The 13837-nt window shown below is 43.4% G+C and carries 14 protein-coding genes; 11 read left to right on the top strand and 3 right to left on the bottom strand.

Annotated elements, in window-relative coordinates; genetic code table 11:
* The first annotated feature begins 319 nt into the window (after window positions 1–319).
* The 7 genes from GRQ40_RS13195 to GRQ40_RS13165 all read left to right on the top strand — a co-directional run bounded on the left by GRQ40_RS13195 (window position 320) and on the right by GRQ40_RS13165 (window position 6905).
* On the top strand, window positions 320–769 hold the full coding sequence (locus GRQ40_RS13195; protein ID WP_044744556.1) for a YaiI/YqxD family protein: 450 nt from the start codon (window positions 320–322) through the stop codon (window positions 767–769).
* A gap of 32 nt (window positions 770–801) precedes the next feature.
* The gene (dnaG, locus tag GRQ40_RS13190) at window positions 802–2604 is read left to right on the top strand and encodes a DNA primase (protein ID WP_066145906.1); all 1803 of its coding nucleotides are present in this window, start codon (window positions 802–804) and stop codon (window positions 2602–2604) included.
* Between the two features lie 33 nt (window positions 2605–2637).
* A complete protein-coding gene (rpoD, locus tag GRQ40_RS13185) occupies window positions 2638–3762 on the top strand; it encodes an RNA polymerase sigma factor RpoD (RefSeq protein WP_044744554.1) in 1125 nt (374 codons plus the stop codon).
* A 195-nt stretch (window positions 3763–3957) separates the two neighbouring features.
* Window positions 3958–4491 (top strand): hypothetical protein, encoded by a 534-nt coding sequence (locus GRQ40_RS13180; RefSeq protein ID WP_066145904.1) that lies wholly within the window; start codon window positions 3958–3960, stop codon window positions 4489–4491.
* Between the two features lie 133 nt (window positions 4492–4624).
* Window positions 4625–4987, top strand: a complete 363-nt coding sequence (gene cccA / locus GRQ40_RS13175) for a cytochrome c550 (protein ID WP_066145902.1) — start codon at window positions 4625–4627, stop codon at window positions 4985–4987.
* A gap of 89 nt (window positions 4988–5076) precedes the next feature.
* Window positions 5077–5787 (top strand): tRNA (adenine(22)-N(1))-methyltransferase, encoded by a 711-nt coding sequence (locus GRQ40_RS13170; protein ID WP_044744697.1) that lies wholly within the window; start codon window positions 5077–5079, stop codon window positions 5785–5787.
* Window positions 5784–6905: a Nif3-like dinuclear metal center hexameric protein gene (locus GRQ40_RS13165; protein ID WP_066145899.1), complete on the top strand. Its 1122-nt coding sequence runs from the start codon at window positions 5784–5786 to the stop codon at window positions 6903–6905. The genes GRQ40_RS13170 and GRQ40_RS13165 overlap by 4 nt, the downstream gene beginning before the upstream one ends.
* 34 nt (window positions 6906–6939) lie before the next feature.
* Here GRQ40_RS13165 and GRQ40_RS13160 read toward each other — a convergent pair whose 3' ends face one another.
* Together GRQ40_RS13160 and vrrA are read right to left on the bottom strand one after the other, a co-directional pair.
* Window positions 6940–7899 (bottom strand): 4-hydroxy-3-methylbut-2-enyl diphosphate reductase, encoded by a 960-nt coding sequence (locus GRQ40_RS13160; protein ID WP_044744550.1) that lies wholly within the window; start codon window positions 7897–7899, stop codon window positions 6940–6942.
* Between the two features lie 80 nt (window positions 7900–7979).
* Window positions 7980–8525 carry a VrrA/YqfQ family protein gene (gene vrrA, locus GRQ40_RS13155; protein WP_159720154.1) on the bottom strand — a complete coding sequence of 182 codons (546 nt, stop codon included), beginning with the start codon at window positions 8523–8525 and terminating at the stop codon, window positions 7980–7982.
* 167 nt (window positions 8526–8692) lie between these two features.
* On the opposite strand from vrrA, the gene GRQ40_RS13150 reads away from it, so the two are divergent.
* Window positions 8693–10003 carry a DEAD/DEAH box helicase gene (locus GRQ40_RS13150; RefSeq protein WP_066145893.1) on the top strand — a complete coding sequence of 437 codons (1311 nt, stop codon included), beginning with the start codon at window positions 8693–8695 and terminating at the stop codon, window positions 10001–10003.
* Between the two features lie 28 nt (window positions 10004–10031).
* Entirely contained in the window at window positions 10032–10928 is an 897-nt protein-coding gene (locus GRQ40_RS13145; RefSeq protein WP_066145890.1) for a deoxyribonuclease IV, read from the top strand.
* Window positions 10929–11561: 633 nt separating this feature from the next.
* Here GRQ40_RS13145 and GRQ40_RS13140 read toward each other — a convergent pair.
* Window positions 11562–11822, bottom strand: a complete 261-nt coding sequence (locus GRQ40_RS13140) for a DUF2624 domain-containing protein (RefSeq protein WP_044744547.1) — start codon at window positions 11820–11822, stop codon at window positions 11562–11564.
* A 403-nt stretch (window positions 11823–12225) separates the two neighbouring features.
* On the opposite strand from GRQ40_RS13140, the gene GRQ40_RS13135 reads away from it, so the two are divergent.
* Window positions 12226–12984: a metal ABC transporter ATP-binding protein gene (locus GRQ40_RS13135; protein WP_159720153.1), complete on the top strand. Its 759-nt coding sequence runs from the start codon at window positions 12226–12228 to the stop codon at window positions 12982–12984.
* 15 nt (window positions 12985–12999) lie between these two features.
* A complete protein-coding gene (locus GRQ40_RS13130) occupies window positions 13000–13833 on the top strand; it encodes a metal ABC transporter permease (protein WP_044744545.1) in 834 nt (277 codons plus the stop codon).
* The last annotated feature ends 4 nt before the right edge of the window (window positions 13834–13837 follow it).

Here is a 13837-nt window from a genome sequence, read left to right as displayed (position 1 = left end):
TCGGAGATAAGCCAAGGTCGTTGAACTCCATAGTTGTGCATGGGTTAACATGTCGAGCTCCGTCTATGGTTGGACATAACGCTCGACTAGCATCATAGGCATTCTTTTATTTTTTTCTGGCGCATTCGTATTGATTGTATTATAATAAAAAATTGTGATAAAAATAAACCGTGCTACGTTTAGAGCAGAGATAGAACGAGTAAACTATTGATAGCTTATTGTCAAGAGGAAGATGTCGACAAAATTCGTTTATGTTCATGGGAGGAGAAGAAGGATTTTTGAAGATGGTGTAGAATGTAAAAAAGGCGACGGGCGACATATGACTGTTTTTGTCGATGCAGACGCTTGTCCTGTAAAAGATGAAATTTTCTCTCTTGCTCGTCAATATAATGTACAAAGTGTTTTTGTATCTTCATATAACCATTTTTCACATGTGGCGGAAATGGAGTGGGTATATGTAGATACGGAAAGAGAAGCTGTTGATTTGTATATTGTTAATCATGCGCAAAAGGGGGATGTTGTGATTACGCACGATATCGGATTGGCAAGCTTATTAGTCAATCGGGACATTTGTGTGATGTCTCCTCAAGGAAAAATGTATAGCGAAGATGGGATAGGACATGTGCTCTATATTCGCTATCTTCATGCAAAACAACGGAGACAAGGTGTGCGTATGAAAGGAATGAAACGTTTCTCTGACGAAGAGCGGCAGACCTTTCGAAAAAGTTTCGAAAAAATTTTGTCGAAATCCGCAGGAAATAAGGCATAGGACGAGAATAATAAAATTACGGAGTTGTTCGTATGGGATACCGCATTCCCGAAGAAATGATTGAAGAAATCCGGCGATCAGTCGATATTGTTGATGTGATCAGCGATTACGTTCAGCTGAAAAAACAAGGACGTAACTATTTTGGACTATGTCCGTTTCATGGAGAGAAAACGCCGTCTTTTTCGGTTTCACCCGAAAAGCAAATTTTCCATTGCTTTGGTTGTGGAGCGGGCGGGAACGTGTTCTCGTTCCTAATGGACATAGAAGGCCTTTCGTTTACCGATGCAGCCGCAAGGCTGGCAGCGAGGGCCAATATAGATTTGGCGCCTCTCCCTCTTGATCATCAGCATAAAAGGTCAGCTGAAGCAAGCGATGCCAAAAAAATGATAGAGGCGCATGAACTTTTAAAGAAATTTTATCATCATTTGCTCATAAATACAAAAGAGGGGCAACATGCACTTGATTATTTACAGGAGCGAGGCATGACCCGCGAAGTAATCGAGCAATTCGAAATCGGCTATTCGCCTCATTCTTGGGATTTTGCTGTGAAATTTTTAAAAAGCCGTGGGTTTCCGCTTGACCTGATGGAAAAAGCCGGACTCGTGATTCGAAAGGAAAACGGAGAATATTTTGATCGTTTTCGCAATCGTGTGATGTTTCCAATCCATAATCATCACGGAGAAGCGGTCGCGTTTTCCGGACGCATTTTAGGAGAAGGACAGCCGAAGTATCTAAACAGCCCAGAGACCTCGATCTTTCATAAGGGTAAGATTTTATATAATTTTCATCAAGCTCGGCTGCATATTCGAAAGCTGCAGCAGGCTGTTTTATTCGAGGGGTTTGCTGATGTTATTTCAGCATTTAAAGCGGGAGTTTCAAATGCTATCGCGACGATGGGCACAGCGTTAACTGACGAGCAAGCGCGCATTCTCAGACGCAACGTGGAGTCGATCGTCATTTGCTATGATGGTGATACAGCAGGGGTGGAAGCCACTCTTCGGGCAGCGGAGCTTTTAGAAAAAGCAGGATGCTACGTAAGAATCGCCGCTGTTCCTGATGGCCTTGATCCAGATGAATATATTAGAACATACGGCCTAGAGCGATTTCGGCATAATGTGCTTGAAGCGAGCGGCACATTGATGGCTTTTAAAATGGCCTATTTGCGTAAAGGGAAAAATTTGCAAAATGAAAGCGAGCAAATTCGCTATATTGAAGAGGCGCTAAAGGAAATCGCCCAGTTATCGAATCCCGTCGAGTTAGATTATTATCTGCGGCAGCTGGCAGATGAATTTTCTCTCTCCTTGTCAGCTTTGCAGCAGCAGCTGGAGCGCTACAAAAAAACGAGAACAGCCGCTTCTTCAAATAGTAGGCAGTCGACTGCGGCTCCGCAACTACCTTCGAAGAAACTTTTTCCAGCATTTCATAACGCTGAGAGGTTGTTGCTTGCTCACATGCTTCGAAACCGAGATGTGGCCTTTACTGTGCAGCAGACGATTCAAGGCGATTTCAACATTGAGGAGCATCGGGCAATTGCCGCTTACATTTATGCGTTTTATGAAGAAGGAAACGAACCTGATGTCAGCGCGCTAGTTGCGCGAATACCCGATGGATTAAAACCGCTTGTGACGGAGCTATCAATGATGCTTATCAATGAAAACCTTTCATCACAAGAATTAAATGATTACATGAAACATGTGTTGAATTACCCAAAATGGTTAAACCTAAAGCAAAAAGAGCAAGAAAAAATCGAAGCGGAGCGCCAGAAGGATTTTCTGAGAGCTGCACGCATCGCTAAAGAAATTCTCGAAATGAAAAAGTTGTTATCTAGTTCATAATGTCGTCTGAAAGTTTTAGAAGGAGGGGACGAAATGGCTGAAAAATCAGCTCGTTCAAAACAAGTCGACTCTGATGTAACTCTGGAACAAGTAAAAGAACAGTTACTGGAATTAGGAAAAAAACGCGGTGTATTAACATATGAAGAAATTGCCGAGCGCTTATCTGGTTTCGATCTCGATTCAGATCAAATGGATGAATACTATGAGTATTTAACGGAGCAGGGTGTGGATATTATTAGCGAATCGGATTTAGACGATGATCCAGATCTCGATGACCTTGTAAAAGAGGAGGAATTTGATCTAAATGATTTAACGGTTCCTCCCGGCGTAAAAATTAATGATCCTGTCCGCATGTATTTAAAAGAAATTGGCCGCGTTCCGCTGCTTTCTGCCGAAGAAGAAATCGAGCTGGCCAAGCGCATTGAGCAGGGAGATGAAGAAGCAAAACGGCGGTTAACGGAAGCTAACTTGCGCCTTGTTGTCAGCATTGCCAAACGGTATGTCGGACGTGGCATGCTGTTTCTGGATTTAATTCAAGAAGGGAACATGGGTCTAATTAAAGCTGTTGAGAAGTTCGATTATCGAAAAGGCTATAAATTTAGTACGTATGCCACATGGTGGATCCGTCAAGCGATTACTCGGGCTATCGCTGATCAGGCTCGGACGATCCGCATCCCTGTGCATATGGTGGAAACGATCAACAAGCTGATTCGCGTGCAGCGCCAGCTTCTTCAGGATCTTGGCCGCGAGCCATCTCCAGAAGAAATCGCAGAGGAAATGGATTTGACGCCAGAGAAAGTCCGCGAAATTCTGAAGATTGCCCAAGAGCCTGTATCGCTTGAAACGCCGATCGGTGAAGAGGACGATTCACATCTAGGAGACTTCATCGAAGATCAGGATGCAACCTCCCCTTCCGAACATGCGGCATATGAGTTATTAAAAGAGCAGCTTGAAGATGTCCTTGATACGCTTACTGATCGTGAAGAAAATGTGCTCCGTCTTCGCTTTGGCTTAGATGATGGGCGCACTCGTACGCTTGAAGAAGTAGGAAAAGTGTTCGGCGTTACGAGAGAGCGTATTCGACAAATTGAAGCGAAAGCGCTCCGGAAGTTGCGTCATCCAAGCCGTAGCAAGCGTTTGAAAGACTTTTTAGAGTAATGTCTGCGCTGAAAAAATGGCTCTCAACAACATCGCATGAATCCATATGCAGAGCGTTGTGTGAAAAAAGAAGGAGATCCTTCTTTTTTCACGGGCTCTTGCCCGCGTCTACAAAATAAAGGTTGAGACCAATAGTTTACTTCTGCCGCAAGAGAAGTAAACTATTTTTATTTCCAACCAGGAAGGTCGATCAGCATGGATGAAAAACGACGCGAAATCATTGTAAGAGAAATTGAATATTGGAAGCGCTCACGCCTTCTTCCAGAGCAATATTGCGATTATTTGCTAGCGCTTTATACAGAAGGAGACCGCTCCTCGGCTCAGACGGCTGTGAGGAGGGCAGGCGCTTGGCTTCACATTTTCTTTATATTGTTAATTTGTCTTTTGTTGCCAATAAGTGTTCTTGCCATTTATTTTACTGAATTGTCGTTTGTTTTGCAAATGCTCCTTTTATCCTTTTTTATTCTTCTTTGCTTTATTGGAATATGGAAATGGAGAAAAGAAGCGAGGCTCGTGCATCTGCCGCTCATTATCGGCGCTTTTTTGGTCTTTTTGGCTTCTGTTCATTTGAGTGATTATTATTTTCCCAAAAACAAGCCGATCTCCGCTTTGGTGATTTTTTTAAATTGCGCATTGTGGATTGTTTTTGGCCTTCGCATGCGGCTGCTTTATTTTGCGATCTCAGGGGTGTTCGGCATTGCATTGCTCATTGGTTCCTTTTTTGTGTAATGTCGCTCTTTTTCGACGATTTTCAGCGAGAAAGTGATTTAGGGCTTTTCCTTCTTCCAGATTTACAGTAAAATAAAATTGTTTGTAGCGGTTACATTTTCAGGATAGTCTATACATAAGGGAGGTTAAACTGATGAATCGAAACCCGTTAATCCCATTTGTTATTATCATGGTATTTGGGATTGGTCTAATGATTGCTCTTTCATTTAAAGGGCTTGGCGACGCTAAAGAGATGGCAAAAGAGAAAGAGGGCGGAGCTAAAACAGAACAAACAACAGCTGCAAAACCAGAAGACTTTTATAAACAAACATGTAGCGGCTGTCATGGCGTGAATTACGAAGGTGGCGTCGGTCCGTCATTAAAAGGTGTTGGAAAACGTCTCTCAGTAGACGAAATCAAGCATGTCCTTGAAAACGGTCGCGGCAATATGCCTGCAGGACTTGTACCGCCAGAAAAAGCTGACGAGATGGCCAAATGGCTTTCAAAATTGCAATAATAGCCAAAGTCCCTTTACCTTGGGTGAAGGGATTTTTTGTTTATGATACAATAAAGGCGATCATGTCGCAGTGCGGAAAGGGAGATACAATGAATGAGTTAAAACTGTCAAAGCGGCTAGAAACCGTTGTTTCATTTATACCGAAAAAATCGAAACTGGCTGATATAGGATCTGACCATGCCTATTTGCCATGCTATGCGTATTTGCATGGCTATATTACGAAGGCTGTTGCCGGGGAAGTGGCTGACGGACCGTTCCGCTCGGCACAAAAGCAGGTCGAAAAAACAGGACTTAGCCAAGTTATTTTTGTGAGAAAAGGAGACGGTCTGGCTGTAATCGAGCCGGATGAAGTGGATTGTGTGACGGTTGCTGGGATGGGCGGAACGTTGATTGCTCATATTCTAGAGAATGGCAAGGAGAAATTATCAGGGGTTCAGCGGTTGATTTTACAGCCGAATGTCGGAGCACATGTTGTGAGAAACTGGCTGATTTCCCATGGATGGGAGCTTGTGGCGGAACGGATTTTGGAGGAGGACGGACAAATTTATGAGGTTCTTGTCGCCGAGCAAGGAAACGGTTTAAAGCCTTATAACCATGACCATATAGAGGCTGAATTGCTTCTTGGCCCGTTTTTACTGAAAGAGAGGAATGACATCTTTTTAAAAAAATGGCGAAGTGAGCTCGAGCATTGGAAGAAAATTATTGCGCAGCTTGAAGAAAAAGCACTCACGCAGGAAAGTATGAAAAAAAAGCAAGAGCTAGAGCGCAAAATTCAACTGATCGAGGAGGTATTGCGATGAGCAAGGTTCCAAATGGATATGAAGTCATTCAATTATTTGAACAATTTGCCCCGAAGTCGTTAGCAATGGAAGGGGATCCAATCGGTTTACAAATGGGAACGTTGAATAAGCCGATTCATACTGTATTCATTGCGCTAGATGTGCTGGAAGAGGTAGTGGATGAGGCGATCGCTAATCGCGCAGATTTAATGATCGCCCACCATCCGCCTCTTTATCGTCCTCTGAAGCAGATTTTAACTGATCAAGCCCAAGGGCGCATCATTGAAAAATGCTTAAAGCATAATATCACAGTGTATGCAGCTCATACGAATTTAGATATCGCCCAAGGAGGCGTCAATGACTGGCTCGCTGAGGCGCTTGGACTGAAGGAAGTAGAGGTGCTTGCGCCAACGTATGAAGAGAAATTGAAAAAATTAGTAGTGTATGTTCCGAAAACTCATGCCTCTGCTGTTCGGGAAGCGCTTGGACATGCCGGCGCTGGCCATATTGGGAATTATAGTTATTGCACATTTAACAGTGAAGGGATCGGCACATTTTTGCCAGAAGACGGAGCGAATCCATTTATTGGAGCAAAGGGTGAGCTTGAACAGGTAGAGGAAGTGCGGATTGAAACGATTGTCCCCGCTTCTCTGCAAAAAAAAGTCATTGCGGCTATGCTGAAAGCCCATCCGTATGAAGAGGTCGCATATGATGTCTATTCGCTTGACAATCAGGGGCATACATGGGGATTGGGCAGAGTAGGGAAGCTGCTACAGGAAACGACATTGGGAGAGTTTGCAGAGCACGTCAAAAAATCGCTTGATGTCCCTGCGGTTCGTGTTGTAGGACAGCTTGACGATCCGGTGAAAAAGGTAGCTGTTGTCGGCGGAGACGGAAATAAATATATTCGGCAAGCGAAAATGAGCGGAGCAGATGTGTATGTAACGGGCGATGTTTATTATCATGTAGCGCACGATGCTATGGCCCTTGGGTTAAATATCGTTGATCCGGGACATAATGTGGAAAAAGTGATGAAACAGGGAGTTGCCCGCTTTTTAGAACAGGAATTTGCCAAGAAAAAGTGGAATACCGCTGTTTATGCGTCAAAAGTCCATACAGATCCGTTTACATTTGTGTAACCTACTGAATGGCGAAATAAAAACCGGGGCTGACTTAAACCCCGGTTTCTTGTTGCTTTGTTTTGACTTTCGGCAAGATTTTTTGCAGCGGTACTTTGCGCTCGCGTTTCCACGTTTCCGGATTGTTTGGATCAAACTGCTGGAGAAATTCGATCACTTCTTTGGTGATCGGAGTCGGTGTCGAAGCGCCAGCGGTGACAGCCACCTTTTTCGCATCTTTAATCCAATCGATTTCGATTTCGGTTACATCCGCTATGCGGTATGCTTTTGTTCCAGCGATTTCTTCCGATACTTGCGCAAGCCGGTTGGAGTTATTGCTCCGCGGATCGCCTACGACGATGGTGACATCTGCCTCTTTTGCCTGCTCGGCAACCGCTTCTTGGCGAAGCTGTGTGGCTAAACAAATTTCTTTATGCACTTCTACTTGCGGATACTTTTCTTGCACTTTCTTCATAATATCCGCTACATCCCATTGGCTCATGGTGGTTTGATTCGTCACCATTATGTGTTCACTATGAATATTTAGCTTGTCAACATCCGCTAGCGTCTCAACAAGATGAATGCGCGACGGATCGATACCAATGGCTCCCTCAGGCTCTGGATGTCCCTTTTTGCCGATATAAATGATTTCATATCCGGCTTTTAGTTTTTCGCGAATCAAATCATGGGTTTTTGTGACATCTGGGCATGTGGCGTCAATGGTGACAAGCCCTTTTTCACGAGCTCGCTTCTTCACTTCTGGAGAAACGCCATGCGCCGTAAAGATGACCGTCCCATGCTCAATTTTTTCAAGCAGTTCTAAACGGTTTTCTCCATCAAGCGTGATGATGCCTTCTTCAGAGAATGCATCGGTTACGTGTTTATTATGAACGATCATTCCTAAAATGTAGATCGGTCTTGGCAGTGTTGGATCTAACGCGGCATTTCTGGCCATTACCATCGCGTCAACCACTCCATAGCAATAGCCGCGCGGTGTTATTTTGATTACTTCCATTTGTAAAGCCCCTCCTTCGCTCTGCCCATTGGCACTTCTTTTTCATTATATCGGAGAAGGGGAAAGAATACAAAGAAGAACTAGATATACAATTTAGGGGTAGACGGTTTTGCTTCTTTTGGTGTTCTTTCCTTTGTTGTTGATTTGGCGGATGGCAGTTCGCGCGGCTTGTGCTCTTTCTGGTCTTTGGAATGCGGTTTCTTTTCTTCTTTGGCTTCCTTTTCTTTGGCAGGATTTATGTCTGATGTTTCAGACTCGCTATTGTCATCCGTCGGCTTCAGCTCCCTAAAAATTTTAATCATCGCTGGAAGGTTTTTTACAAATGGTCCATATTGCTGAACCATTGGCACGACGTTTTGAGCAATTCCGAGCATCTTTTGTACATTTGTCAGCATGCCGCTAATTCCTCCGCCGCTTGTCGCTGTACTGGCGCTACTGACAGCGTTTTGCATCATGGACAGCGAGGAGAAAGGAGAGGAAGGCATCATTGGTTGTCCGCGTGAAAGCAGCCTTGATAAAAATCCGCCCATTCTTGGCTGTGGATAGGCTGCTGGAGGCGAAAATGACGAGTTCATAAATGGAAATGAGCGAGTCGGCGGAGTTGGAGGCATTGGGGGTCTCATCATCTCTTTTTCCTCCTTTCTTAAAATAGTTTATAACATAAAATATGCGAGTATCATCGAAAGTGTTTTTTATTTAGACGGCCGCCTATAGTTGCATAGAAAAGAGAAAATCGGCTATAATGATAAGTCGAGTTTATTTGGCAATACGGCAAATGAAAGGAGAGGAAGCAATGAAGGAAACACGGTTTGAGAGGTTTGCATTTCAGCCTTTTATCATAGAAGCCATTAAGCACCTGCGCTTTTATAAGCCAACGGAAATCCAAGAGCGCCTGATTCCATCGATTCTTCGCGGTGAAAGTGTGATTGGCCAGTCGCAGACAGGGACAGGAAAAACTCATGCGTATTTATTGCCGATCATAGAAAAAATCGATCCATCCCGTGAAGAGGTTCAAGCTGTGATTACAGCGCCTACGCGTGAGCTAGCGACGCAAATTTATCATGAGGCGTTAAAAATGATCAAACATTGCCCGCCAGATGCTGTGATTCATGCCCGATGTTTCATCGGTGGTACGGATAAGCAAAAGACGATTGAAAAATTGAAGAAGCAGCCACAGCTTGTTATTGGGACGCCTGGGAGAATTAATGATCTGCTGCGTGAACAGGCGTTGTTTGTCCATAAGGCGGACATGCTTGTGGTCGATGAAGCGGATTTAATGCTGGATATGGGATTTATTTTCGATGTCGACCAAATTGCAGCGAAAATGGCCAATCAACTGCAAATGCTCGTATTTTCAGCTACGATTCCTGAAAAATTAAAGCCATTTTTGCGAAAATATATGGAGAATCCTAAATATGTTCATGTTGCTCCGAAACAGGCGACGGCTGAAAAAATTGAACATATTCTCGTTCCGCTTCGTCATCGTGATAAATTAAAATTGTTGTATGACATGCTTGTTGCATACAATCCGTATTTAGCGATTGTTTTTACCAACACGAAAAAAATGGCTGATGAGGTAGCTTATGCCCTGAATGAAAAAAGATTAAGGGTAGGAGTGCTGCATGGGGATTTAACGCCGAGAGAGCGAAAAAAAATTATGAAGCAAATTCGTGATCTTGAATTTCAATACATTGTTGCTACGGATTTAGCGGCGCGCGGCATTGATATTGAAGGTGTCAGTCACGTGATTAATTACGAGCTACCTCACGATCTTGAATTTTACGTGCATCGCGTTGGCCGGACTGGACGCGCTGGATATGAGGGAGTAGCAGCCACGATTTATGAGCCGTCCGATTATGATGCATTAGCAAAGCTAGAAAAAATGGGCATTGAGTTTATTCAGCGCGATCTTGTAAGCGGAGAATGGACCGATTTGCCGGCGTGGAATCAGCGAAGCAAACGGACGAAGCAAGCAGGGGAAATAGATCAGCTTGTCAAAAAAACCGTGAAGAAGCCAAAGAAAGTAAAGCCGGGATACAAGAAAAAAATGAAGGAAGAAATGGAAAAGCAGAAAAAAAGGCTGCGGCGCCTGAAAAATAAATAAGGGTTTAGGAAGGAAAGGGAGATTGGAGATGCTAAAAATTGGTTCCCACGTATCAATGAGCGGTAAGAAAATGTTGCTCGCTGCCAGTGAGGAAGCTGCTTCCTATGGAGCAAATACCTTTATGGTCTACACGGGTGCACCACAAAACACAAGACGAAAAAAGATTGAAGAACTGAATATTGACGCGGGACTGGCGCATATGAAGGAGCACGGAATTATAGAAATAGTCGTTCATGCTCCATATATTATTAACATTGGCAATACGGTGAATGCGGCGACATTTGAGCTTGGAGTGGAATTTTTGCGCGCGGAGATTGAAAGAACAGCTGCCATTGGCGCCAAACAAATTGTGCTTCATCCGGGCGCGCATGTTGGAGCTGGCACAGAGGCGGGAATTGCCAAAATTATCGAAGGATTAAATGAAGTCATTACATCTGATCAAGAGGTGCAAATCGCCTTAGAAACGATGGCCGGAAAAGGCTCGGAATGCGGTAGTCGTTTTGAAGAGCTAGCAAAAATTATGGATGGCGTTACACATAATGATAAGCTGTCCATTTGCTTTGATACGTGTCACGTTCATGATGCGGGTTATAATATTGTGGAGGATTTTGACGGTGTTCTTGAGGAATTCGATAAAATCATTGGACTTGAGCGGTTAAAGGTTCTGCATATTAATGATAGCAAAAATCCGCGCGGCAGCCGCAAAGACCGTCACGAAAATATCGGTTTTGGGCACATCGGCTTCCAAGCCCTTAATTATATTGTTCATCATCCACAACTGGGAGATATTCCAAAGATTTTAGAAACTCCATATGTTGGTGAAGATAAAAACAATAAAAAGCCGCCATATCGTTTTGAAATTGCCATGCTGCGCAGCCGACAGTTTGATGAAGAGGTGCTAGCAAAAATTATGCAAGCATCATGATCAATAGAGGACTGTTCCGTTCTCTATGCATGAAAAGAATGAGGTAGTTGAATTTACCTTGGCAACATAGCAGGATTCATTCTTTCTGTTGCTGTCCGTGATAAGCGAATCCCTGATGAGAAAGCGTGCCGAAAAATGAATGGAAAACAGAGAAGCGATCCTTCCCATTATATAGGATCGCTTTTATGTTCGAACATGTAACAGAGACCGCTTATAATATGGAGAAAATCGGTCTGTGAAATCTAATGATATATAAAACCATCCGTGATGCTAGTTGAGCGTGATCGAGGCAATCCGCCAAATCGCTTCCTGACCGCGAGTTTTGACAAATACCGCTCATTCATCATGATTGATGACAGCACGAAGGCCATCAGTGAATTGGTGAGATCTGGAACTGCGAGTTCTATAAACGATTGTCGGCGTTCGCAGCCGACAGACTTGCCGCTGTTATGTGATGGATGACGAAAAAGCAAGAGAAGGAATGGTTTCGACTGTGAGCATTTATAAATACCGTTCGTTTCATCCCAGGATATTTCACGAAAGAATTATCGATGCTTGTTGGTTGGATGATAGCAATAGCAAGGCAATGTATTTTGCCATAAAGAACGCGGTTTAGATCAAATGCGAAATTTTTTATTTTTTGCTGGTAAATTTCATAAATAGCTCGTTCGCTTGCTTGGCCGTTTGTGGTGATGTGATTTTGGCGAGCTCGCGAACCCATTTTGCTCTTTCTTGTGCATTAAAGATATTGATTTTGTTATTGCGGGCGATCTGGATGATTTGCTCCGCTTCCTCTAATGTTAGCGGAATATTATAATCCCGACTGTATGAAACAAGCTCTTCTGGAGTGATGGTTTTGATTTTTTGATTGATCAATTGTTGATAAAGATTCATGGTTCCTCTCCCCTTTGCGATGTATTGTATTATATGTGTATCGTATGAAGCGTAGGCCTAGAATGTGTTATGAAATTCTGTTGAGAGCCGCGGAATATCATGGGCACATGCTTTTTATGTGTCTGTATGGTCGAACGAAAACAAGGGAGTGCGCGTTAGATTGAATCGACCAGAAGTATAAGAGCATCGGAAAATGAAACGTTGCTCGAGAGCCGATTTTATTTACAAACGGCGATCTTTTCGCTATACTACATTCATAAATAAATCGTAATCATTCTTAATTTTTTATATTCATTCCTTTTTTGTATGAATGGATCAATAGATGATAGATCTTGTATCAAGCGGCGGGGGAAGGGCTTTCGCCTAACGAGCCGCACTTATTTCATCAGTAGGTGAGAAGAAAATGTCAGTGAAAACGGTATTAAGAGTGGAGAACGTGTCATTCCGCTATGAAAAAGAAAATGTGCTGGAGGACGTTACATTTGCTGTCCCGAGAGGAGCTTTTTTAGGACTAGTTGGACCAAACGGCTCTGGCAAGTCAACGCTGCTAAAATGTATATTAGGATTGTTAAAACCTCAAAAAGGGAATATATTTTTATTTGATACACCGATTACGTCGTTTAAAGAATGGCATCGCGTTGGCTTTGTTTCACAAAAAGCGAACAGTTTTAACACAGGCTTTCCAGCCACTGTATACGAAGTAGTGGCAAGCGGGTTAACAGCTAAGCTTGGGTTATTCCGTTTTTTATCTCCTAAAGATAAACAAGCTGTTTTTGATGCGATTGACGCTGTCGGCATGAGCGAATTTTCTCGAAAAAACATTGGTGAGCTTTCGGGAGGCCAGCAGCAGCGGGTGTTTATCGCACGAGCGATTGCAAGCAGACCCGAGCTGTTAATTTTAGATGAGCCGACTGTTGGAGTCGACGTCCATCATGTCCAAAATTTTTACAACATGCTAGAAGAGCTGAATAAAGGGCTTGGCATTACCTTTATATTAGTGACTCACGATGTCGGGACCATTACAGAAAAAGTGACGCATGTGGCGTGCTTAAACAAGCATCTCTATTTTCATGGGGGAGCCGGGGAATTTGCACAGCTTCAGAAAAGTGATTTGTCCCATTTTTACGGACACCATCTTCATGTGCTCTCTCATCAGCACTAGTGGAGGTACTTTGCAATGATCGGAGATATGTTTCATTATGAGTTTTTGCGCAATGCGTTTTTTGCAGGGATGTTAATTGGCTTTATTGCCCCGCTATTGGGCGTATTTATTGTTGTGCGCCGCTTGTCGCTGATTGCAGATGCCCTCAGCCATGTCACGCTTGCCGGCATCGCAGCCGGGCTGCTGCTGGAGAAAAAAATGGGGACATCGATAGGCTGGAATCCGCTTTACATGGGAATGGGCTTTTCTGTTGCTGGTTCGCTTTTGATTGAAAAATTACGCAGCGTATATAAGCACTATCAAGAGCTGGCGATTCCGATTATTTTATCAGGCGGAATCGGTCTAAGCGTTATTTTTATTTCGTTAGCTGATGGATTTAATACCGATTTGTTTACGTATTTGTTTGGCAGCGTAAGCGCTGTTAGTCGACAGGACGTCTGGATTATTTTAGGGATTGCCTTTGTTGTGATTGCAGTGATTTTTCTGCTCTATAAGGAATTATTTCTGCTTTCGTTTGATGAAGAATATGCGGTAGCATCAGGGATTCGCGCTAAGACGATTCATTTTATCTTTATTGTGCTTGTCGCATTAGTGATTGCGGCTTCGATGCGAATTGTGGGAATTTTGCTTGTATCGTCTTTGATGACGCTTCCAGTTGCTGCAAGCATTCGCATTGCTAAAGGATTTAAACAGACCCTGTTTTTTTCGGTATTATTTGGCGAATTAGCGGTAATTGTCGGATTAGTGGTATCGTATGAGATTGATTTGGCACCAGGTGGAACGATTGTGATGCTGGCCATCGTGATTTTGCTCATTTCTGTTTTTTGGAAAAAATGGAGAAGGAGATAAGGAA

Source organism: Anoxybacillus sp. PDR2 (assembly GCF_009834045.1).
In the GTDB taxonomy this organism is placed as follows: domain Bacteria; phylum Bacillota; class Bacilli; order Bacillales; family Anoxybacillaceae; genus Anoxybacteroides; species Anoxybacteroides rupiense.
This window is presented reverse-complemented; position numbering and strand designations above follow the sequence as displayed.

What these genes read in the sequence shown, in the direction of transcription:
- dnaG (WP_066145906.1), top strand. Translation starts at nt 802, where the DNA reads ATGGGATACCGCATTCCCGAAGAAATGATTGAAGAAATCCGGCGATCA.
- GRQ40_RS13130 (WP_044744545.1), top strand. Translation starts at nt 13,000, where the DNA reads ATGATCGGAGATATGTTTCATTATGAGTTTTTGCGCAATGCGTTTTTT.
- GRQ40_RS13140 (WP_044744547.1), bottom strand. Translation starts at nt 11,822, where the DNA reads ATGAATCTTTATCAACAATTGATCAATCAAAAAATCAAAACCATCACT.
- GRQ40_RS13165 (WP_066145899.1), top strand. Translation starts at nt 5,784, where the DNA reads ATGAGCAAGGTTCCAAATGGATATGAAGTCATTCAATTATTTGAACAA.
- vrrA (WP_159720154.1), bottom strand. Translation starts at nt 8,525, where the DNA reads ATGATGAGACCCCCAATGCCTCCAACTCCGCCGACTCGCTCATTTCCA.
- rpoD (WP_044744554.1), top strand. Translation starts at nt 2,638, where the DNA reads ATGGCTGAAAAATCAGCTCGTTCAAAACAAGTCGACTCTGATGTAACT.
- GRQ40_RS13150 (WP_066145893.1), top strand. Translation starts at nt 8,693, where the DNA reads ATGAAGGAAACACGGTTTGAGAGGTTTGCATTTCAGCCTTTTATCATA.
- cccA (WP_066145902.1), top strand. Translation starts at nt 4,625, where the DNA reads ATGAATCGAAACCCGTTAATCCCATTTGTTATTATCATGGTATTTGGG.
- GRQ40_RS13170 (WP_044744697.1), top strand. Translation starts at nt 5,077, where the DNA reads ATGAATGAGTTAAAACTGTCAAAGCGGCTAGAAACCGTTGTTTCATTT.
- GRQ40_RS13180 (WP_066145904.1), top strand. Translation starts at nt 3,958, where the DNA reads ATGGATGAAAAACGACGCGAAATCATTGTAAGAGAAATTGAATATTGG.
- GRQ40_RS13160 (WP_044744550.1), bottom strand. Translation starts at nt 7,899, where the DNA reads ATGGAAGTAATCAAAATAACACCGCGCGGCTATTGCTATGGAGTGGTT.
- GRQ40_RS13195 (WP_044744556.1), top strand. Translation starts at nt 320, where the DNA reads ATGACTGTTTTTGTCGATGCAGACGCTTGTCCTGTAAAAGATGAAATT.
- GRQ40_RS13145 (WP_066145890.1), top strand. Translation starts at nt 10,032, where the DNA reads ATGCTAAAAATTGGTTCCCACGTATCAATGAGCGGTAAGAAAATGTTG.
- GRQ40_RS13135 (WP_159720153.1), top strand. Translation starts at nt 12,226, where the DNA reads ATGTCAGTGAAAACGGTATTAAGAGTGGAGAACGTGTCATTCCGCTAT.